Annotated in this window: 22 protein-coding genes; all 22 read left to right on the top strand. The window is 43.8% G+C overall.

The annotated features are described in order from the left end of the window. A complete protein-coding gene (rsmB, locus tag KUG63_RS02255; RefSeq protein ID WP_015006909.1) occupies positions 1–1,317 on the top strand; it encodes a 16S rRNA (cytosine(967)-C(5))-methyltransferase RsmB in 1,317 nt (438 codons plus the stop codon). Beyond that, positions 1,299–1,895 (top strand): DUF4390 domain-containing protein, encoded by a 597-nt coding sequence (locus KUG63_RS02260; RefSeq protein WP_016390847.1) that lies wholly within the window; start codon positions 1,299–1,301, stop codon positions 1,893–1,895. The genes rsmB and KUG63_RS02260 overlap by 19 nt, the downstream gene beginning before the upstream one ends. Next, the gene (locus KUG63_RS02265; RefSeq protein WP_015006911.1) at positions 1,877–4,024 is read left to right on the top strand and encodes an ATP-binding protein; all 2,148 of its coding nucleotides are present in this window, start codon (positions 1,877–1,879) and stop codon (positions 4,022–4,024) included. The genes KUG63_RS02260 and KUG63_RS02265 overlap by 19 nt, the downstream gene beginning before the upstream one ends. Positions 4,025–4,052: 28 nt before the next feature. Continuing rightward, positions 4,053–5,420 carry a sigma-54-dependent transcriptional regulator gene (locus KUG63_RS02270; RefSeq protein ID WP_015006912.1) on the top strand — a complete coding sequence of 456 codons (1,368 nt, stop codon included), beginning with the start codon at positions 4,053–4,055 and terminating at the stop codon, positions 5,418–5,420. A gap of 12 nt (positions 5,421–5,432) precedes the next feature. Then, positions 5,433–6,833 carry a Trk system potassium transporter TrkA gene (trkA, locus tag KUG63_RS02275; RefSeq protein WP_287017738.1) on the top strand — a complete coding sequence of 467 codons (1,401 nt, stop codon included), beginning with the start codon at positions 5,433–5,435 and terminating at the stop codon, positions 6,831–6,833. A gap of 2 nt (positions 6,834–6,835) precedes the next feature. Beyond that, a complete protein-coding gene (locus KUG63_RS02280; protein WP_015006914.1) occupies positions 6,836–8,275 on the top strand; it encodes a TrkH family potassium uptake protein in 1,440 nt (479 codons plus the stop codon). Then, entirely contained in the window at positions 8,275–8,871 is a 597-nt protein-coding gene (locus tag KUG63_RS02285; protein WP_015006915.1) for a class I SAM-dependent methyltransferase, read from the top strand. Before KUG63_RS02280 ends, KUG63_RS02285 begins: the two co-directional genes overlap by 1 nt. 46 nt (positions 8,872–8,917) lie before the next feature. Beyond that, positions 8,918–9,316: a rhodanese-like domain-containing protein gene (locus KUG63_RS02290; protein WP_016390842.1), complete on the top strand. Its 399-nt coding sequence runs from the start codon at positions 8,918–8,920 to the stop codon at positions 9,314–9,316. Between the two features lie 66 nt (positions 9,317–9,382). After that, positions 9,383–11,203 carry a translational GTPase TypA gene (typA, locus tag KUG63_RS02295; RefSeq protein ID WP_015006917.1) on the top strand — a complete coding sequence of 607 codons (1,821 nt, stop codon included), beginning with the start codon at positions 9,383–9,385 and terminating at the stop codon, positions 11,201–11,203. A gap of 338 nt (positions 11,204–11,541) precedes the next feature. Next, positions 11,542–13,401, top strand: a complete 1,860-nt coding sequence (locus KUG63_RS02300) for an aldehyde ferredoxin oxidoreductase family protein (protein ID WP_015006918.1) — start codon at positions 11,542–11,544, stop codon at positions 13,399–13,401. A 61-nt stretch (positions 13,402–13,462) separates the two neighbouring features. Then, on the top strand, positions 13,463–13,717 hold the full coding sequence (locus tag KUG63_RS02305; protein ID WP_015006919.1) for a MoaD/ThiS family protein: 255 nt from the start codon (positions 13,463–13,465) through the stop codon (positions 13,715–13,717). A gap of 86 nt (positions 13,718–13,803) precedes the next feature. Beyond that, the gene (gene hisB / locus KUG63_RS02310) at positions 13,804–14,397 is read left to right on the top strand and encodes an imidazoleglycerol-phosphate dehydratase HisB (RefSeq protein WP_287553892.1); all 594 of its coding nucleotides are present in this window, start codon (positions 13,804–13,806) and stop codon (positions 14,395–14,397) included. Between the two features lie 20 nt (positions 14,398–14,417). Continuing rightward, positions 14,418–15,080, top strand: a complete 663-nt coding sequence (hisH, locus tag KUG63_RS02315) for an imidazole glycerol phosphate synthase subunit HisH (RefSeq protein ID WP_073023244.1) — start codon at positions 14,418–14,420, stop codon at positions 15,078–15,080. Positions 15,081–15,144: 64 nt separating this feature from the next. After that, positions 15,145–15,879 carry a 1-(5-phosphoribosyl)-5-[(5-phosphoribosylamino)methylideneamino]imidazole-4-carboxamide isomerase gene (gene hisA, locus KUG63_RS02320; RefSeq protein WP_287553895.1) on the top strand — a complete coding sequence of 245 codons (735 nt, stop codon included), beginning with the start codon at positions 15,145–15,147 and terminating at the stop codon, positions 15,877–15,879. 1 nt (position 15,880) lies between these two features. Next, positions 15,881–16,654, top strand: coding sequence for an imidazole glycerol phosphate synthase subunit HisF (gene hisF / locus KUG63_RS02325; protein ID WP_015006923.1), 774 nt, complete (start codon positions 15,881–15,883; stop codon positions 16,652–16,654). Beyond that, a complete protein-coding gene (gene hisI / locus KUG63_RS02330) occupies positions 16,651–17,040 on the top strand; it encodes a phosphoribosyl-AMP cyclohydrolase (protein WP_015006924.1) in 390 nt (129 codons plus the stop codon). The genes hisF and hisI overlap by 4 nt, the downstream gene beginning before the upstream one ends. Continuing rightward, positions 17,033–17,350: a phosphoribosyl-ATP diphosphatase gene (locus KUG63_RS02335; protein ID WP_015006925.1), complete on the top strand. Its 318-nt coding sequence runs from the start codon at positions 17,033–17,035 to the stop codon at positions 17,348–17,350. The genes hisI and KUG63_RS02335 overlap by 8 nt, the downstream gene beginning before the upstream one ends. 36 nt (positions 17,351–17,386) lie before the next feature. After that, a complete protein-coding gene (tatA, locus tag KUG63_RS02340; RefSeq protein WP_015006926.1) occupies positions 17,387–17,599 on the top strand; it encodes a Sec-independent protein translocase subunit TatA in 213 nt (70 codons plus the stop codon). Between the two features lie 42 nt (positions 17,600–17,641). Continuing rightward, the gene (gene tatC, locus KUG63_RS02345) at positions 17,642–18,394 is read left to right on the top strand and encodes a twin-arginine translocase subunit TatC (RefSeq protein ID WP_015006927.1); all 753 of its coding nucleotides are present in this window, start codon (positions 17,642–17,644) and stop codon (positions 18,392–18,394) included. Positions 18,395–18,447: 53 nt separating this feature from the next. Then, a complete protein-coding gene (locus KUG63_RS02350) occupies positions 18,448–18,810 on the top strand; it encodes a DUF1499 domain-containing protein (RefSeq protein ID WP_015006928.1) in 363 nt (120 codons plus the stop codon). After that, positions 18,810–20,969, top strand: a complete 2,160-nt coding sequence (locus KUG63_RS02355; protein WP_413464109.1) for a YgiQ family radical SAM protein — start codon at positions 18,810–18,812, stop codon at positions 20,967–20,969. The genes KUG63_RS02350 and KUG63_RS02355 overlap by 1 nt, the downstream gene beginning before the upstream one ends. 78 nt (positions 20,970–21,047) lie before the next feature. Beyond that, on the top strand, positions 21,048–21,458 hold the full coding sequence (locus KUG63_RS02360) for a hypothetical protein (RefSeq protein ID WP_287553900.1): 411 nt from the start codon (positions 21,048–21,050) through the stop codon (positions 21,456–21,458). The last annotated feature ends 233 nt before the right edge of the window (positions 21,459–21,691 follow it).

Here is a 21,691-nt window from a genome sequence, read left to right on the forward strand (position 1 = left end):
ATGAACGCAAAGAAAAACACTAGCCACTCTGCCCGGGAAACGGCTGTTCTTGTTATATGCGCCGTTATCCAACACGGCAAATCACTCACCGATGCCTTAAGTTTAAGTGAAAATTTAGAGCCTCGTGAAAAGGCATTCTGTCGAGAACTTTGCTACGGCACTCTTCGCTGGCACAGTCGTCTCGATGCCATTCTCCACCTTTTATTGAAGAAACCCTTTAAAGCTAAAGACTTGGATATTACTGTACTGGCCTTAATCGGCTTGTACCAAATCATTTATCTCAGCACACCTGACCACGCCGCCGTATCAGAGACTGTAAGCCAATGTAAACGTGGAAAAAAAAGCTGGGCGAACGGTGTGCTTAATGGCGTTTTACGCAACTTTTTACGCAACAGAGAATCACTTGAAAAAACCGTTGACGAACAACCTAACCAACGCTTCTCTCATCCAGATTGGCTCGTCAAAGAAATATCAAAAAGTTGGGGACAGCAAACTAAAAAAATTCTTGCCGCAAACAACCAGTACCCGCCCATGTCCATTCGGGTTAATCAAAAAATAGTCACGCGAGACCACTATCTACAGCAATTAAGCGACAACGCTATTCACGCAACAAAAAACCCTTTCAACACAGTAGGTTTAACACTGGAAAAACCGGTCAATGTTGATCAACTGCCTGACTTCTGGCAGGGCGCCTCTTCAGTACAAGACGGCGCAGCTCAACTAGCGGCTGAACTGTTAGACATTAAAGGCGGGCAACGCATATTAGACGTCTGCGCAGCGCCAGGCGGTAAAGCAGCCCATATTTTAGAACAGGCCGCCGGCACCGTTTCTCTGCTAGCGCTTGATATTGATGAAAAGCGCAATCAACGTGTTCTAGAAAACCTTCAACGATTAAAGCTCAACGCTGAGGTCATGACCGTTGATGCACTAGAAGCCGACGAATGGTTTGATGAAAAACCTTTTCAACGCATTCTACTAGATGCACCCTGCTCCGCTACAGGCGTAATCAGACGCCACCCCGACATTAAAATATTACGTCAACCATCCGACATTCCTGCTCTTATCGAACTACAAAGCAAGCTATTAAAAACCATCTGGCCCTTGCTCGATAAAAAGGGTGTGCTTTTATATGCAACCTGCTCTATATTATCAGCTGAAAACAGCCAACAAATATCTACTTTTCTGGCCGAACACCCTGATGCAAAAGAAATTAAAATAAATGCTGAATGGGGTCACACTTGTGAACATGGCCAGCAAATTTTACCGGGTGATAACAATATGGATGGTTTTTATTACGCATGTTTAACAAAAATCTAATGCCGGCGATTCGCTTTTATTGTCGACTCTCCTTCTTCATGCTTTTTTTTGCTTGCCTGCTATTACCAGCAAACCTACTGGCCGATGAAAAACCCAATATCACCATAAAAACAGCCACACTAACGCAGCAAGACAGCACTTTTTTGCTCAACAGTCTTATAGTCTATAACCTCAGCGATGAAGCCATCGAAGCTTTGCACAACGGAGTCACTCTTACCTTCAACATTGACCTTTCAATCACTGAACCTAGAAAATGGCTTTGGAACAAACACCATACAAACCTCACCCTACCCTATCAACTGAGATACCATACTTTAGCTAAAATCTATCAAGTCTCTGATACCACCAATAATATACGACTTAACTTTTCCAGCCTTTCGGCAGCGCTTCACTCATTAGGCACACTGACTGACATCCCTATATACACATTAACAAACAGCCCTCACATTAATGCCAATGCTTCTTTAAACGCCTACCTAAATATTGAAGCATTACCACTTCCAATGCGCCCTTTAGCTTATATAACCCCTGGCTGGCACTTACGTAGCAATACCTTTCAATGGCCACTAGCCCAGTAAAAAAGAGAGCCTATTTTATTCCCGCAGGTGTGTTACTCAGCCTGCTATTTAGCCTGTACTTGATGAGCCATGCAACAGAGTCTAACTCTCAATTCAATGGCTTGTTTTCTGCACTTATTCTGATCAATATCGCAGGCACTATTTTCTTATTCGGACTGCTATTCTCAAACATTCGCTGGCTTTGGCAACAGTTTTCAACTCAAGCCGTTGGTTCACGTATTACGGTACACATTGTGCTGCTTTTTTTTGCCATTTCTGTGATCCCAACTGGCATTGTTTTTTACTTTTCTAGTCAGCTCCTACACCAAAGTATTGACAGTTGGTTTGATGCAAAAATAGACACCGCGATGGAAAGCTCATTAACACTGAGCCGCCGATCCCTAGATAACCGTACTCTTTCCTTAATGAAGGAGACTCGTCAATTAGCTAGTCAGCTAGAAAGCGAACCAGATATCTTTTTATCGCTAACCTTAGCCGGCCTACGCGCACAAACCAATGCCAATGAACTCACCGCCTTTTCAAGACAAGGGCAGATTATTGCCACAACTAACATTGATCCCAGCGTACTCATTCCCAATACGCCTGACAGTTCAACGCTTCTGCTCGCCAAACAAAACCGAGAATTTATTGGCTTCGAACCTAGCTCCGATAAAGGCTTAATTGTCCGCAGCATCGTGGAAATTAAAAACACCAATCCAAGGCGCTACCTACAAGCCATCTATGAGATACCCGAAGATATTAGTCAATTAGCCGACTCGGTAGAAGATGCTTATACGACCTATCAAGAATTCAGTTATTTACGAGACTCTTTAAAGTTTAGTTTCACCCTGACACTCTCTCTTGCTCTACTATTTAGTATTTTAGCTGCTAGCTGGGCAGCCTTTGTGTTTGCAAGAGAGCTAGTCGCACCGATTCGCCAATTAGTCAAAGGCACTCAAGCTATTGCCGAAGGGAATTACGAAAAGAAACTAAAAACCAATCGAAAAGACGAACTTGGCTTCCTCATTAATTCTTTTAATGCCATGACATTGCGAATATCTAGCTCTCGACAAGCAGCCTATAACGCCCAACGAGACGCGGAGAACCAACATGCTCATTTAGAAACCATATTAAGCCACCTTTCTAATGGTGTTTTAGGCTTTGACCTTACGTTACGACTTAAAACAACCAATTATGGTGCCAACCAGATTCTCGAACACCCCTTATCGGCCTGTATTGAATACTCACTTGCCGACATTGCCGCTAAATTCCCAGAATTAGAAGCCTTTACCAGTTTACTGATTGATAATTTTTCCGCTAAAGAAAAAGAATGGCAACGAGAATTCATCTTCTATATTAACCATCAAAAGAAAACTCTACGTCTAAAAGGCACTCCCTTGTATGCCGCCGATAAAACATTATCTGGTTACGTGTTAATTTTTGATGATGTTACCCCCATTATCCAGTCACAAAGAAACGCGGCGTGGAGCGAAGTCGCTCAACGTCTAGCACATGAAATTAAAAACCCTTTAACCCCGATTCAATTATCTGCTGAACGGCTACAAAGAAAACTTCACTCACAGCTCAATGATGATGCCAATAAAGTACTGAAAAAATCGACAGAGACCATCGTACAACAGGTCAGCGCCTTAAAAAGCATGGTCAATGACTTTTCGAATTTCGCACGCCCACCACAGTCCAAACCCCAAGTGATATCAATAAGCCAGCTTATCGATGACATCGCTTCTTTGTATCAAGGCCAAGTTCAACACCTTATAGTAACTATTGATAACGATTTACCCAACGCCTATGCAGACCCAGTTCGATTACGACAAGTTTTCATTAACCTGATAAAAAATGCGCAAGAAGCCATTGCTGACGACGAATTTGGAGAAATCAACATATCGGCCAACTACAATAAAGCCAATGATTCAATCGAGATTTGTATTGCTGATAATGGCCCAGGCGTAGATAATTCCGATATTGAACGCATTTTCGAGCCCTATGCGACGACCAAAGAGAAAGGTACTGGGCTTGGACTGGCTATTGTTAAAAAAATCATCGAGGAACATGGCGGCACGATCATTACCAAGCCGGTTACTCCACACGGGGCTAATTTCATTATTCAACTCCCTATTACGACTCCCTAAAAAAACCTAATCATTACGGATACACTTTATGAACAAACCTCATATTCTTGTTATTGACGACGAACCCGATATTCGCAGCCTAATTAGGGATATTCTCGAAGATGAAGACTATGAAGTATCTACTGCTGATAGCGCTGTAACCGCTCAGCAAGCACGTCATGAGTGTCGCCATGACTTAATTTTACTGGATATTTGGATGCCGAATACCGACGGCGTCACCTTATTAAAAGACTGGTCTACATCGGGAGATTTATCTTGCCCGGTCATTATGATGTCTGGGCACGGCACCGTTGAAACCGCTGTGGAAGCCACGCGTTTAGGCGCTTATGACTTTCTAGAAAAGCCATTATCCATTGCCAAACTATTACTGACCATTGAACGCGCACTGGAAGCTGAAAAACTTAAACAAGAGAATATCGACCTTAAACAATATTCAAATACCATTCAGGAGCCTCTTGGCAGCAGCCCACAAATTCAACAACTTCTTGAGCAGGCACGCCGGCTCGGACAGCATGACACTCGCATATTATTAACGGGCGAACCTGGTAGCGGTAAAGAAACACTCGCACGATATATTCACGAACATAGCACCAGAAAACAAGGGCCTTTTATAGAGTTGAATACAGGTATTATCACTTCCCATAATGCCTTAGAAGAATTTTTTGGTCGTGAAGACGGCGACTCTATTCACTACGGTTTATTGGAAAAAGCAAACCACGGTACCTTGTTCATCGATGAAATTGGTGACATGGACAGTGAAACCCAACACCGCTTACTGAGTGCATTAGAATCTAAATCATTTCAACGCATTGGCGGCCACGAAGAAGTTAAAGCTGATGTAAGAGTTATCGCCTCGACCCGACGAGACCTGGAAGAAGCCATTCAAAATGGTCAATTTAGAAAAGACTTATACTATTTACTGAATGTCGCCTGCCTTCATTTGCCCTCGTTAAAAGATAGAAAAGAGGATATCCCTTTACTATTAGATTTCTATCTCCAGCACTACATAAAGCGAGAAAACTTACCAAAACGTAAATTCACCATTGCGGCGCAACAATTTTTAAGCGATTATACGTGGTTAGGGAATATACGCGAACTAAGGAATGTGGTTCAACGCCTCTTAATACTAGGCATTGGGGACGAGATCGGTCTAACTGAAGTCAAAACAACGCTCGGTGAATCTGCAAGATCCGTCATAACATCAAACGACATACCAATCTTTTATGATTTACCCCTTAAAGATGCTAGAGCACAATTTGAAAAAGCCTACCTTGATTACCACCTTGATCAGCACAAAGGCAGCGTTACTAAACTGGCTGAAACAACTGGCATGGAAAGAACTCACCTTTACCGCAAACTTCATGCCTTGGGCATTGAGTTTAAAGGAAAACGCTAACTCGCGCTATCGCTGTATCCTATGAGAATTATTATTTTAGGGGCCGGTCGAGTAGGCTCTACCGTTGCCAGCAACTTGTCTAGCGAAAATATCGATATCACACTGATTGATAAAGATCAAAAAGTAATAGACGCTGTCTGTGAAAGGCTTGATGTTTCAGCCATCTGCGGCAATGTCTCTCATCCAGATGTCTTAGAAAGCGCCGGCACCAAGTATGCCGATATCATCATCGCCGCAACAGACAGCGATGAAACAAATATGACCGCTTGCCAAGTCGCTCACTACTTATTTAAGGTCCCGAAAAAAATCGCGCGCGTAAGAGCAAGAACCTTCATTGACGTTCAAGAACAACTTTTTAACCCTAACGCCATCCCAATTGACGTTATTATCAACCCCGAAAATGAGATCGTACAATTTATAAAAAACCTCATTTTGCATCCCGGCTCACAGCAAGTTTTATCCTTCGCTAACGGCGTCCTCAGCCTTGTAGAAACAAAATGCAACCGAGATTGCGCATTAGTCGGGAAATCACTTGATGATTTGACCCGTTTATTACGTGGCGTTTACGCCAGAATAGCGCTCATTTATAGAGATAGCGAAATCATCATTCCCAACTATCACACCATTATTGAAGAACATGATCGCGTTTTCTTTATTGCGCCATCTAAGGATATTCAGCAAGTACTGAGCGTACTCTTCAATCAAGATAAAGCCTATAAACGATTAATTATTGCAGGTGGCGGCCGCATTGGTCTTGGTTTAGCTAAAGAGCTTGAGAACACCTTACAAGTTAAAATCATCACTAAAAGCAGCGAAAAAGCCTACGAGCTATCAGAACAGTTAGACCATAGTATCGTACTGTCCGGCGACACCACAGACGAGGCCTTTTTGCTGGATGAAAACATTGACAGAACCGATGTCTTTTGCACGCTGACAAGCGACGATGAAACGAATATTCTATGTTCCATGTTGGCCAAAAGCCTTGGCGCAAAGGTTGTCATGAGCTTAGTCGATAGAAATGCCTATATGAGCATGGTAGATAACGGGGCCATTGATAATGTCATTTACCCTCAACACACCACCATTGGAAAAATATTATCGCATATCAGACAAGGCGCTATTGCGAGTGTCCATTCTTTATTGCGGGGCAAAGCCGAAGCATTTGAAGCGATTGTCTCAAGTAGGGGACAAAAGAATAACCTCGATGGTCAAGCCATACGGGATGTTAAGCTACCTAACGGCAGCATGATTATTGGTTTAGTAAGAGAGAATATTTCCATTCCAGCAAGACAGGATGTCATTATCAAAAGTGGTGACCACCTGATTATTTTTGTTGCAGATAAGTCTTTAATTCACCAGGTAGAGGCGCTTTTTCAGCCGCCAAAATCCTTCCTTCGCCGATTTATTAATTAAATATGCATTACAACGTTATTAGACGCGTATCAGGTCTATTATTAGGCCTATTTAGCATCACCATGCTACCACCCATAGCCGTGTCTTTTATTTACGACGAACAAAACCACCAACCGTTTTTGATCGGTTTTTTTACTATTTTCCTAACCGGCTTTGTGCTCTGGTTAAGCGCCAAAAATGCTAAAGGAGATTTAAGAACACGAGATGGCTTCGTTATTGCTACTCTTTTCTGGGTTAGCCTTGGACTGTCCGGAGCCATCCCACTATATTTCTCTAGTCTGCCTTCCTTGTCATTAACCGATTCTATATTTGAATCCATTTCAGGCTTAACCACTACTGGGGCAACAGTTATTACAGGGCTCGATACGCTGCCAAAGTCTATTCTTTTTTACCGTCAACAACTCCAGTGGTTTGGTGGCATGGGTATTGTCGTACTCGCCGTTGCCGTCTTACCTATGCTGGGCATCGGTGGAATGCAGCTTTATAAAACTGAGATGCCTGGGCCCGTTAAAGATGCAAAATTGACACCCCGTATCACCGAAACAGCCAAAGCACTATGGGAGATCTACCTTGGCTTAACCATCGCATGTACACTGGCCTATTGGATCGGTGGCATGACATTTTTTGACGCACTAACACATAGTTTTAGTACCGTTTCTATTGGAGGCTTTTCAACCCATGACCTGAGCTTTGCTTTTTTTGACAGTACCGCCTTAAATTATATTTGCATTGTATTTATGCTTGTTGCGGGTATAAATTTCGCACTTCACTTTAGAGCAGCCAAATCACTCAGCCTTAAAGTTTATACTCATAATAATGAGTTTCAAACCTATCTCAGCATTCTCGTTGTACACACTCTGTTGATATCGGGAGTCCTACTTTTTTTAGGTCATGTTGATATTATTGAACAAACCCTATTTCAAGTCGTCTCATTCGCCACAACGACAGGGTTTACTTCCTCCAACCACGCCAACTGGCCTTTATTCATCCCGGTGTTACTTCTTTTTATGAGTTTCTATGGTGGTTGCGGCGGATCTACAGCAGGCGGCATTAAGGTTATCCGCATTTTAATTTTGCTCAAACAGCTTGGCAAAGAGATAACACATTTGATCCATCCACATGCCGACATGCCAATAAAACTTGATCAACGTGTCGTTTCAAGGCCGGTTATCAATGCAGTTTGGAGTTTCTTTTCTGCCTATATTTTATCTTTTGGTCTGTTAATGATTTTAATGATGATGACAGGACTAGACCAAATCACCGCTTTTTCAGCCGTTGCAGCAACCCTTAACAATCTCGGACCGGGGCTAGGCGATATTAGTAGTAGCTACGCAACCCTTCCAGACACAAGCAAGTGGATTGCCTGCTTTTCCATGCTGCTTGGCCGACTAGAAATTTTCACCTTGCTGGTCTTATTTAGCCCTGTTTTTTGGCGCGATTAGTGTCGGATTTACAACACAAGTGGGACCGTATCTATAGTCAGCGAGAAGCAGCTGATCCTAAACCGGCTGCTATGTTATCTCAATATTCACACCTATTGCCCAAGCAAGGACGTGCCCTCGATCTAGCTTGTGGCGTGGGCGGCAATACGTTCTTTTTAGCTCAACGAGGACTAACTGTCGATGCTTGGGATATTTCACCGGTTGCTATCAGTCAGATCGATCAGCGCAAAGGGCCTGCAGACAATATACGCACCTCGGTTGTTAATATTAACGATGGTGTGTTTGCAAAAAATTACTACGATATTGTTACGGTCTCATACTTTCTAGACCGACAACACATTGACGACATCATCACCACACTAAAGCCACAAGGGCTGCTTTTTTATCAAACATTTACGCGTGAAAAAGCGCAACCGGGCGGGCCAAGCAACCCTGATTTTTTGCTGAAAAAAGGAGAGTTATTATCCCTTTTTTCTCAACTAACACCTATTATTTATCATGAGGAGGGCCTTATTGGCGACGCTAGTAAAGGCCTTCGAAATGAAGCCATTCTCATTGCTCAAAAGCCCGCAATGCTGAAACCCCCACTCAACTAGAAATATCATTGTATAATAAGCGGCTAACGTTAATTTAGGTCAATCCATGACTAGCATCAAAAGCACCTCGCCTACCCAGGCTTACGAAATTCTTAACAACGACTCTCATGCCGTATTGATCGACACCCGTACATTTATTGAATTTTCTTTTGTAGGCCACCCCATTGGCGCTATCCACGTACCGCTTAAAAGACCACCTAACTGGAAACCTTTACCCGATTTTGTTGAACAGGTTGAAAAGCACGTCCCTTCAAAGTCAACAACCATTGTTTTAATGTGCCGCAGTGGCGCACGCTCAATGGAAGCGGCTAAATTATTAGAAGAGGCTGGCTACCAGTCCTTATACAACATGAATGAAGGCTTTGAAGGCGATAAAGATAAAAACAACCATCGAGGCAAGCTAGGGGGCTGGCGCTATCATCAACTCCCTTGGGAACAAAGCTAACGTCGCTCTATACATAACTCATATTCATATCAACCGATACTCACCCAATCAAAGGAACCTAATTTCGTGAAACAGAACCTCCGTAATATCGCCATTATCGCCCACGTTGACCATGGCAAAACCACCCTCGTTGACAAATTACTAGAACAATCCGGCACATTAGACCGTAAAAACTCTGGTACAGAAAGAATCATGGATTCTAACGACCAAGAAAAAGAGCGCGGCATCACCATCCTCGCAAAAAACACAGCGATTGAGTGGCAAGGTCTTCATATTAATATTGTGGACACCCCGGGCCATGCCGATTTTGGTGGCGAAGTTGAGCGAGTTCTTTCAATGGTTGATTGTGTCCTATTATTGGTTGATGCAGTTGATGGCCCAATGCCACAAACACGCTTTGTAACCTCTAAAGCTTTTGAACAAGGCTTAAAGCCCATTGTTGTTATCAACAAAGTTGACAGGCCAGGCGCACGCCCTGACTGGGTTATTGACCAGGTTTTTGACCTGTTCGACAAACTTGGCGCCACCGATGAACAGCTCGATTTTCCTGTTATTTATGCCTCTGCCATTAATGGTATTGCTGGCCCAGAAGCAGATGAGCTAGCCGATGATATGACCCCATTATTTGAAATTATTAGAGACAACGTTCCCACGCCTGTTGTTGATGTAAACGCCCCATTCCAAATGCAAATTTCATCACTGGCCTACGATAGCTATGTGGGTGTTATTGGTGTTGGTCGCATTACTCGTGGCAGCTTAAAACCAGGGCAAACCGTTACTATTATTGATAGCAATGACAAACAGCGTAAAGGCAAAGTACTAAACGTAAAAGGTCATTTAGGCCTTGAACGTATAGACGTTGACGAAGCATTCGCTGGCGACATCGTTTGCATTAACGGCATCGACGGTCTTGGAATTTCTGACACACTCTGCGATCCTGATCATGTTGAAGCCATGCCTGCGCTGTCTGTAGACGAACCAACCGTTAGCATGACCTTTTCTGTTAACAACTCACCTTTTGCTGGACAAGATGGTAAGTTTGTCACTTCGCGCAATATTAAAGACCGTCTTAACCAAGAACTTATCCATAACGTTGCTCTGCGTGTTGAGCCCGGCGACTCACCTGACAAATTCATCGTATCTGGTCGAGGCGAATTGCACTTATCTGTGCTGATAGAAACCATGCGACGTGAAGGCTTTGAACTAGGTGTTGCTCGCCCTGAAGTCATCCAAAAAGAAATTGATGGCAAAATGCAGGAACCGTTCGAAATGGTTGTAATTGACATTGAAGAACAGCACCAAGGACCCATTATGGAAGAAATGGGTTTACGTAAAGCCGAGCTAACCAATATGGAGCCTGACGGTAAAGGACGCATACGACTTGAATTTATGAGCCCCTCGCGTGGTTTAATCGGCTTCCGCGGTCACTTCCTAACGCTGACGTCTGGCTCGGGTATCATGACCAGTGTCTTTGATCATTATGGTCAAGTGAAAGACGGCGAAATCACCTCTCGACAAAACGGCGTTTTAGTTTCTATGGTCAAAGGCAAAACATTGGCTTTCGGCTTATTCAACCTGCAAGAAAGAGGTAAATTATTCTTAGGTCATGCCGAAGAAGTCTACGAAGGACAAATCGTGGGGCTTCATTCACGCGGTAATGATTTAGTCGTCAACCCGACCAAAGGCAAACAGCTTACTAACGTGCGTGCATCGGGCACAGATGAAGCCTTAACACTCGTTCCTCCCGTCGTCATGACGCTAGAACAAGCGCTTGAGTTTATTGAAGATGACGAGTTAGTTGAAGTCACACCTCACCATATTCGTCTAAGAAAAAAATTACTAACCGAAAACGAACGTAAACGTGCCTCACGCGCACCAAAGTCTTAATATCAGGCACAAAAAAACCGGCGGAGTAAACTCCGCCGGTTAAGTGGTCGCATTGCTTGGTTGGCAAAAAATTTGACCCTTACCAGCATCCATACTGATTGTGTAATCCTTTACACTTCCCTAGCAAACAATCCTTGTTTGGTGAGATCCTTCTCATAAATTTTCTAGCGACGTTAAAAGTATAGACCTGATATCCCTAGTAAATAATCATCTACAACCTCAATCAGGGTAAGCATATCCTTACACCCTACAACGTTTATTTCATCAAAACATATTGTCTTTCATCCACATCAGACTTACTATACTAAACCAATTCTAATATATTCAGGGTGTAGATCATGAGCTGGACTAAAAAAGTATTACGCATAAATCTAACAAACAGGACATCTTCTGAAGAACCTCTCAATATGGAGTGGGCAGAACTTTATCTAGGCCAGAGAGGGCTAGCGACAAAGTACCTTACAGAAGAAGTGGACCCAACCGTCGAGCCTCTAGCGCCAGAAAACAAGCTGTATATGGTAACAGGCCCACTAACAGGCACCATGGCTTCAACGGGTGGTCGTTACTCTTGTGTCACTAAAAGCCCCTTAACCAATGCTCTGGCTTGCTCAAATTCAGGTGGTTTTTTTGGCAACGAAATGAAATGTGCTGGCTGGGATATGATTATCCTAGAAGGCAAAGCAAGCTCCCCAGTTTATATCAGCATCGTTGATGAAAAATGCGAGATCCTGCCGGCGGATGAAATTTGGGGCAAATCTGTTTGGGAAGCCGATGAATGGCTTCATAATAAACACCAAGACCCTCAACTAAGAATCGCTGCTATTGGCCTACCTGGTGAAAAGGGCAACCTATATTCTGCTATCGTTAATGACTTACATCGTGCTGCTGGGCGTTCCGGCGTAGGCGCTGTTATGGGTTCAAAAAATGTCAAAGCGGTGACCCTTAGAGGCAGCAAAGGTGTTGGCAATATAAAAGATCCAAAACGTTTCTTCGAAGCCACCAACAAAGCTAAAAAAATTATCGCTGACAGTGAAATGACTCAAGGTCTCAGCGCCTTAGGTACCAATGTCATGATGAACCATATGAACGAAGTGGGTGCTTTACCGGCTAGAAACTGGCAAGACAGCACCTTTGACAATGCACCTAAACTGTCAAGTGAAGCGATGGCTGTGCCAAGAGAAAGTGACGGCAAGCCAAATTTAACACGAAATGCCGGCTGCTTTGCCTGCACTATATCTTGCGGACGCATCTCAACAATCGACCCAGAGCATTTCAGCATTAAAAACCGTGATGACATCCACAAGCACTTTAAAGGCAACTCTGGTGGTAACGAATATGAAGCAGCATGGGCATTGGGTTGCGATACCGGCGTTGATGATTTAGACGCCGTGACCTATGCTAACTTTGTCTGTAATGAGCAAGCTCTTGACCCCATCTCAGCAGGCGCCACTATTGCTGCAGCCATGGAATTATATGAGCTAGGCATACTCACAAAAGAAGATACCGGCGGCATTGAAATGAACTTTGGCAATGCTGAAGCGATGGTGGAATGTATTGAACTGATTGCAAAACATGAAGGCTTTGGACAAGAACTCGCTCAAAGCTCACTTCGTTTTTGTGAAAAATACGGCCGCCCAGACCTCGCTATTGTTGTTAAAGGGCAAGAGTTCCCAGCCTATGATGCTCGCGCTGTAAAAGGCATGGGCCTTGGATATGCCACATCAAACCGTGGCGCTTGTCACGTACGTGGTTACACTAACGGCTCAGAAACAGCCGGGATACCTTTCAAAACAGATCCATTAGCCTATGAAGGAAAAGCAGAACTACTGATGGCATTCCAAGATACAACCAGTGTGTTTGATTCTGCCGGCATCTGCACCTTCTCATCCTTCGCACAAGGCATTGAAGAAGTGGCAGAACAAATTGATGCTGCATGCGAAGGCGACTGGACAGCTGAAAGACTCGGCCAATTAGGCGAGCGCGTTTGGAACCTTGAGCGTGAGTTCAACAACAATGCTGGTTTCACAGCTGCCGATGACACGCTTCCACCTCGCTTATTAAGTGAGCCTGTCAAAGCAGGCCCTGCAAAAGGTGAAGTTTGTGAGCTAGATAGAATGTTGCCCGAATACTACGAAGTTCGTGGTTGGAATCAAGACGGCACACTTAAAGAAGCAACAAAACAACGCCTAAGTTTGTAAATTATCACTTTTTATCCGACAGAGCAGTCGTTGTGACTGCTCTGTCTTTACCATATAGAACATGCCTACAATCACCCTCAAACTTTTCGCCTCTTTAGCTAAAATAGCACCTGAAAATATAGGCGGAGAAATTAGAACGGTTCCTATTCAAGCAGGTGATACCATCACCAGCATTGCCGATCGTGAAAATTTATCGCATAAGACTCTCCATTTAGTTATTTTAAATGGCACTTATATCGACAAAGACAAACGTGACTCCACACTGCTTAAAGATGGCGACACGTTAAGTCTCTGGCCTCCGGTTGTTGGCGGCTAACAGATAAACGCCTATTTCCTGCTTGCTATCCTTTCTCGTTATTGGGAAAATGCCAGCTTACTCGCAACATAGCATATACTTTAAAAATGGATAGCAGAACAGCAACTGTTAATCGCGACACCCTAGAAACCCAAATCTCAGTTTCTATTAACTTAGACGGTAACGGTATAACAAACTTTTCTACGGGAATCCCCTTTCTCGAACATATGCTTGACCAGATTGCTCGTCACGGCATGATAGATTTGGACATTAATGCCAAGGGCGATTTGCATATCGACGCTCATCACACCGTTGAGGACCTAGGCATTACATTGGGCAAAGCTGTTACTGACGCGCTGGGCGACCGCAAAGGCATTTATCGTTATGGTCATGCCTACGTACCACTAGACGAAGCTTTATCTCGGGTTGTAATCGATTTTTCTGGGCGCCCGGGACTTGTTTACGATGTCGAATTCCCTCGCGCAAGAATTGGAGATTTTGACGTTGATTTATTTCGTGAATTTTTCCAAGGTTTCGTAAACCATGCCAACATCTCTTTACATATAGATAATTTAAAAGGCCTTAATGCACACCACGTTGCTGAAACTATCTTTAAAGCGTTTGGCCGGGCTCTTCGTTTTTCATTAGAAAGAGACCCCCGTATGGAAGGCATCATCCCTTCAACAAAAGGTTGCTTGTAACACTAAACGAGATCTAAATTATGGCCACCGTTGCCGTTATTGACTATGGGATGGGGAACTTACACTCCATCGAAAAAGCACTAAAAACTGCTTCCCCAAACGCTACTGTTATTGTAACGGCCGATAAAAATACTATTTTATCTGCTGATCACGTTGTTTTCCCTGGCGTAGGCGCTATTCGTGACTGTATGGCTGCACTACAAAAAACAGGTTTAGATGACATCATTAAACAAGTCGCACAGAACAAACCTTTACTCGGTATTTGTCTTGGTATGCAAGCGTTATTGCAACATAGCGATGAGAACAATGGGGTTACATGCTTAGGCATTATCCCTGGAAATGTTATAAAGTTTCCATCAGGAACATATGATGAACAGGGAAATGCTATTAAAATTCCACACATGGGGTGGAATGAAGTTAATTACACAAATAAAAACCCACTTTTTAATAATATAGCTCAAAACGAACGATTTTATTTTGTTCATGGCTATCATGCTAGCGAAGTGGGCGAAGAACACACCTCTGCTACCACAAACTACCCAGACCCCTTTCCCTGTGCGCTTATGTGGAAAAATATAGTCGCTGTACAATTCCACCCTGAAAAAAGCCAACATGCAGGATTGCAGTTACTTAGAAACTTCTTAAAATGGGATGGTACAGCTGAATCAAATGGACATGCTTAACTATTTTTCCAATCAAACAGATACCCTTTAAACGCAACCCTTAACACCACCAGGAACAACTAACATGATTCTTATTCCCGCCATTGATCTTAAAGAAGGTAAGTGCGTTCGCTTACGCCAAGGCCGCATGGATGATGAAACTATTTTTTCAGACAACCCTATAGAGGTTGCTTCACGCTGGGTAAATGAAGGCGCTAAGCGGCTACACCTCGTTGACTTGGACGGTGCTTTTGCTGGCAAGCCTGTAAACGCAGGTGTTGTTCACGATATTGCGCAGGCTCACCCCGATTTAATCATCCAAGTTGGCGGCGGTATCCGCGACGAAGATACTATTCAGACCTACCTTAATGCTGGCGTACAATACGTCATTATCGGCACGAAGGCAGTCAGCGCCCCCCACTTTGTTGGTGATGTCTGCGCAGAGTTCCCTGGCCATATTATCGTTGGCCTAGATGCAAAGGATGGCAAAGTCGCTATTGATGGCTGGTCAAAACTATCTAATCACGATGTTATCGACCTAGCACAGCATTTTGAAAATGACGGTGTTGAGTCTATTATTTATACAGATATCGGTCGAGATGGCATGATGAAAGGCGTCAATGTTGAAGCCACCGCCAAACTCGCCCGCTCTATTCGTATTCCAGTTATTGCCTCTGGCGGTATTACCAATATGGATGACATTTATGCCCTAGGTAAGGTGGCCGATGATGGCATCATGGGCGCCATAACCGGTAGGGCTATTTACGAAGGCACGCTTGATTTTGCTGAAGGTGAAAAACTAGCCGAGACGTTTGCTTAATATGGCACTGGCCAAACGTATTATTCCTTGCCTAGATGTAGACAATGGCCGTGTTGTTAAGGGCGTCAAGTTCGTTGATATTCGAGATGCTGGCGACCCCGTTGAAGTTGCCAGACGTTATGACCAAGAAGGAGCGGATGAAATCACCTTTCTTGATATTACCGCCACCTCGGATAACCGCGAAACCATTGTGCACGTTATAGAACAAGTTGCCGATGAAGTCTTTATTCCCCTAACCGTCGGTGGAGGTATTCGCGAATTAGCCGATATTAGCCGCATGCTAAAAGCAGGGGCAGACAAAGTTGGCATTAATAGCGCAGCTATTTTTAACCCTAACTTTGTTAAGGAAGCCGCCGAGCGATTTGGTTCACAATGCATTGTTGTCGCTATTGACGCTAAATGCGTTAGCGCCAACGGCGAACCCAAACGCTGGGAAATATTCACCCATGGTGGCCGAAAAGAAACCGGTATCGATGCCATCGAATGGGCAAAAAAAATGGTTGCCTTAGGCGCCGGTGAAATTTTACTCACCAGTATGGACCGTGATGGTACTAAAATTGGCTTTGATCTTGAACTCACCCGCGCCATCAGCGAAGCGGTTGAAGTACCCGTTATTGCCTCTGGCGGTGTTGGCACCTTAGACCATTTAGTCGATGGCGTCACTAAAGGTAAAGCCGATGCAGTCCTCGCTGCTAGCATATTTCACTTTGCAGAGTTTAGTATTGGTGAAGCAAAACAGCACATGCAAGATAATGGTATAGAGGTTCGCTTATGAGCACCTGGCTTGACGAAATAAAATGGGATGAAAAAGGCCTTCTCCCTGCTATAGCTCAAGACCACAAAACAGGCAAAATACTTATGTTTGCTTGGATGAACCAACAAGCTTTACAGCTTACCGTTGAACAAGGGCACGCTGTTTATTGGTCGCGTTCTCGCAATAAACTTTGGCATAAAGGTGAAGAATCTGGTCACCAACAAATCATCAATGATATTCGCTTAGACTGCGATGGAGATGTTATCCTACTGTCTGTTGAACAAAAAGGCGGTATTGCTTGTCATACTGGCCGGGAACGTTGCTTTTATCGGCAATTAGTCGATGAACAATGGCAAGACACAGACCCTGTTTTAAAAGACCCCAAAAATATTTATTCAAATGAGTAACATACTGAAGCGACTTGAAACCATCTTGCAGCAGCGCAAGCAAGATGACCCCACAGCATCCTATGTTGCCAGTTTATATGATAAAGGGCTTGATACCATTCTTAAGAAAATTGGCGAAGAGGCAACAGAAACGGTCATTGCCGCCAAGTCTGGCGATAAAACACAAATTATTTACGAAACGGCAGATCTGTGGTTTCATTCACTGGTCTTATTAGCACAACAAGACTTAAGTGCTGACGATGTGCTGAAGGAACTTGAGCGCCGCTTTGGGCTATCTGGGCTAGATGAAAAAGCCAATAGAACCAAGTAGAATGATTCTTACTACAACTTTCAATTAGAGGTTACCATGGGTGGCATCGGCATTTGGCAATTAATTATTATTCTCGTTATTGTGCTTTTATTATTTGGCACGAAACGCTTACGTAACCTTGGTGGCGACTTAGGTGGCGCAATCAAAGGCTTCAAAGGCGCGATGAAGGAAGGCGAAAAAGAAAAAGACACTGATCATCAAAAATCAGTTGCTAACGACGATACTAAAAAAGACGACTCGACGCAGTAATTAACGCTTTATTGGCGTTCATTGCTGATAACGTTTTACCTTATGTCAGACATTGACCCTAACGACCAAGAAACCAGCTTCGTTTCGCACTTAGTTGAATTGCGAACGCGTCTTATTCACGCGATCATTGGTCTGCTCGTCGTTTTTTTGCCACTGGCTCCTTTCGCGAATGACATCTACTCATTGGTCGCTCAACCGCTGCTAACCCATATGCCAGAAGGCACTAGCATGGTCGCAATTGAAGTGATTTCACCCTTCCTAACACCGCTAAAGCTGACCCTAATGTTGTCCGTTTTTATTAGCATTCCATGGGTTTTCTACCAAGTCTGGCTGTTTGTGTCTCCGGGTCTTTATCAACATGAACAACGCATCGCCTTACCGTTAATTAGCGCTGCTACTTTCCTGTTTTATGGTGGTATGCTGTTCGCTTATTTTGTCGTCATGCCGCTGATCTTCAAGTTTCTGACAGCAACCGCGCCCGAAGGCGTTGCCGTGATGACTGATATCAGCAAATATTTAGATTTCATCCTAACGCTATTTTTTGCTTTCGGCATGGCCTTCCAAGTACCTATTGCAACGTTTTTGTTGGTTAAAACTGGCGTATCAACACCACAAAGCTTGGCTGAAAAGCGCCCTTATATCATCGTTGGCGCCTTTGTTATTGGCATGTTATTAACACCACCTGATATTATCTCTCAAACCTTATTAGCTTTACCCATGTGGTTACTTTTTGAAATAGGCCTTTTAATGTCAAAAAGGTTTGCTCGACCAACCGAACACCAAACAGCCCAATGAAAACACTATTTTTACTCCTAATTATTACTATGTGCTCACCAGCATACGCAAACATGCCTTCTTTAAAACCTTGCCCAGATAAACCCAATTGCGTCTCCAGTAAAGCAGATGACGAACATGCTATTGCACCCTTTAAATTAAAACAAAATCAGCCAGTTGATCAACAGCGATTGCTAGAGGTGCTTAACCAGCTCGACAACAATATCGCTGTTATCCATGATGAGAACCATATTCATGCAGAAATCACCAGTCGTGTTTTTGGTTTTGTTGATGATCTCGATTTAATCATAAATATAGAGCAACAAATTATTCATGTACGCTCGGCCTCCCGTACGGGTTATTACGATTTTGGTGTTAACCGACGTCGCGTTGAAAGACTTCGTTCATTATTAAAACAACATGGCATTATTCTGTGATCCCTACGGCTGAACCTTTATCCTCATACCCAAAATATTGGGCGGAGTGCTATGGCGTAGCACCTTTCTTACCGACAAGCCGCGCAGAAATGGATGCGCTAGGTTGGGATAGTTGCGATATTATCGTCGTCACCGGCGATGCCTATGTAGACCACCCAAGCTTTGGCATGGCCGTTATTGGCCGACTACTGGAAAAACAAGGCTTTCGTGTTGGCATTATCGACCAACCTGACTGGCAAAGTACCAAAGATTTTTCGGCACTAGGAAAACCAAACTTATTCTTTGGTATTGCTGCCGGCAATATGGACTCAATGATTAACCGCTATACTGCGGATAAACGCGCCCGCTCAGACGATGCATATACACCTGGTGATCAGGCAGGTCGTCGTCCAGATCGCGCCGTTATTGTGTATACACAGCGATGTAAAGAGGCCTTCCCTGATGTCCCCACAGTGCTCGGAAGCATTGAAGCGAGCCTACGAAGGATAGCCCACTACGATTACTGGGATGATGCCGTTAGGCGCTCCATTTTAATTGACTCTCAAGCCGATATTTTACTCTATGGTAATGCGGAGAGAGCTATTGCGGAGTTAGCACACCGACTATCCCAAAATGAAGCCATCGCCAATATTAAGGATATTCGCGGCACGGCGTTCGTCCGCGATACATTACCGGATGGTTGGACACTCATTGACTCCACTCGCATTGACCGGCCAGGTAAAATTGACCCACACAATAACCCTTATCAGTCAGATGAAGAATTGGCCGCAGCAACCGGCGGAAAATGTCAGGTCAACAATACAAATGATTCCGACGATGGCAGCCAAGTCGTCACACTCAGCTTTTTACCTAAACACAGCAAAACTGATCGCGCTAAAACGGTTATACGTTTACCTTCATACAAAAAGGTAAAAAGCGACCCTGTTTTATACGCCCATGCTTCACGGGTTTTACATTTAGAAACCAACCCCGGCAATGCGCGTGCATTAGTACAAAACCACGATGGCAAAGACGTTTGGTTAAATCCACCACCGATTCCTTTATCCACCGAAGAAATGGACGAGGTATTTGGCTTGCCCTTTCAACGCGTCCCTCACCCAAAATATGATGGGCAGCGTATTCCCGCTTATGAAATGATCCGTTTCTCCATCAACATCATGCGCGGTTGTTTTGGTGGCTGTACTTTTTGCTCCATTACCGAACACGAAGGGCGCATCATCCAAAATCGTTCAGAACAATCCATCTTGAACGAGATTGAAGACATTCGCGACAAAACACCGGGGTTTACCGGCACAATCTCTGATCTTGGCGGCCCAACAGCCAATATGTATCGTCTTGCTTGTAAAGACCCCAATATTGAAGCTGCCTGTAGACGACCTTCTTGCGTGTACCCTGGCATTTGCGACAACTTAAATACAGACCACGACCCGTTAATTAAGTTATATAAAAAAGCGCGAAAAATTAAAGGTGTTAAACGGATTTTAATAGCCTCCGGCCTACGGTATGACCTTGCAGTAGAATCACCTGAATACGTTGAAGAACTGGTAACGCATCATGTCGGAGGTTATTTGAAAATTGCCCCCGAACATACTGAGCAAGCGCCTTTATCGAAAATGATGAAACCGGGTATTGGCACTTACGATCGCTTTAAAACCATGTTCGAGAAATTCACCAAAAAAGCCGGGAAAAAACAGTATCTCATTCCGTACTTTATTGCCGCTCATCCTGGCACCGAAGACGAAGACATGGTCAACCTAGCTTTATGGCTGAAAAAAAATAAATTTCAAGCCGACCAAGTGCAAACCTTCTATCCATCTCCGATGGCCACCGCAACGGCGATGTATCACACTGGGAGAAATCCGCTTAAAGGCCTCAGCTATAAAAGCGAAAAAGTGAACACCGTCAGAAAGATTGAGCAGCGTCGTTTACACAAAGCACTGCTTCGTTATCATGACCCTGCTAACTGGAAGGTCATCAAAGATTTACTGTTAAAATCTGGCAAAAAACACCTCATTGGCGAAGCCCCCAACTGCTTAATACCTAGCAAACCTGTTGGCACAAAGAACTTTAAAAAGAAAGGTGTGCAGAAGTTTGTTACTAAGCACACTAAACAAGGTTACAAACCATTGACTACTAAAAAAGGAAAAAATAAGCTTTAACCCCTTTCCTTTGGCCAAGCATTGCCAAATCTATAAAACGTACTACACTGAAAACTAATACTTTCAAGAACCGTGTTCATGGAAAGAGTACGTTTTATTATATTTTGCCTTATTTGCCAACTATCGCCCCTTTCTCAGGCGGTTGAACTTATTGCGCACCCTAGCGTACCTGTTGATACGCTATCCGCTACAGCAGCCCGTAACATCTTTACCATGCGCACCCTATATTGGCCCAGCGGCCGCCCCATAAAAGTTTTTGTGTTGAGCGATGAAAACGCTCTTCATCAACAATTTTCAAAAACAAGCCTACATGTTTTCCCTTATAAACTTAGGCGCATATGGGATAGAAACATTTATTCTGGCACAGGGGAGGCCCCCATCACCGTCGACAGTGAAGAAGAAATGCTGAAAGCCATTTCTTCTTCTCCCGGTGCCATTGACTACGCTAACAAAGGAAATGATAATGTGCGTATTATTAAAATCGATTAAACATCGTTGCTGGGCTTTACTGGTTATTAGTAGCCAACTGCTAACCAGTTTCAGCCCCGCTCATTCTTTTGAGCCGTTAGACGACTTTCAAATACATGGCTTTGCGAGTCAAGGTTATTTTTTAACTACTGCAAATAATATAAGAAGTGGTTCCACTAATTAGGACAACCTGCTTAGGAGTTATTTTCCCAGTTAATCATGCCGCGATTAACGGCATGATGGTTTCATAATAT

This window comes from Cycloclasticus sp., assembly GCF_019090545.1.
GTDB lineage: Bacteria > Pseudomonadota > Gammaproteobacteria > Methylococcales > Cycloclasticaceae > Cycloclasticus > Cycloclasticus pugetii.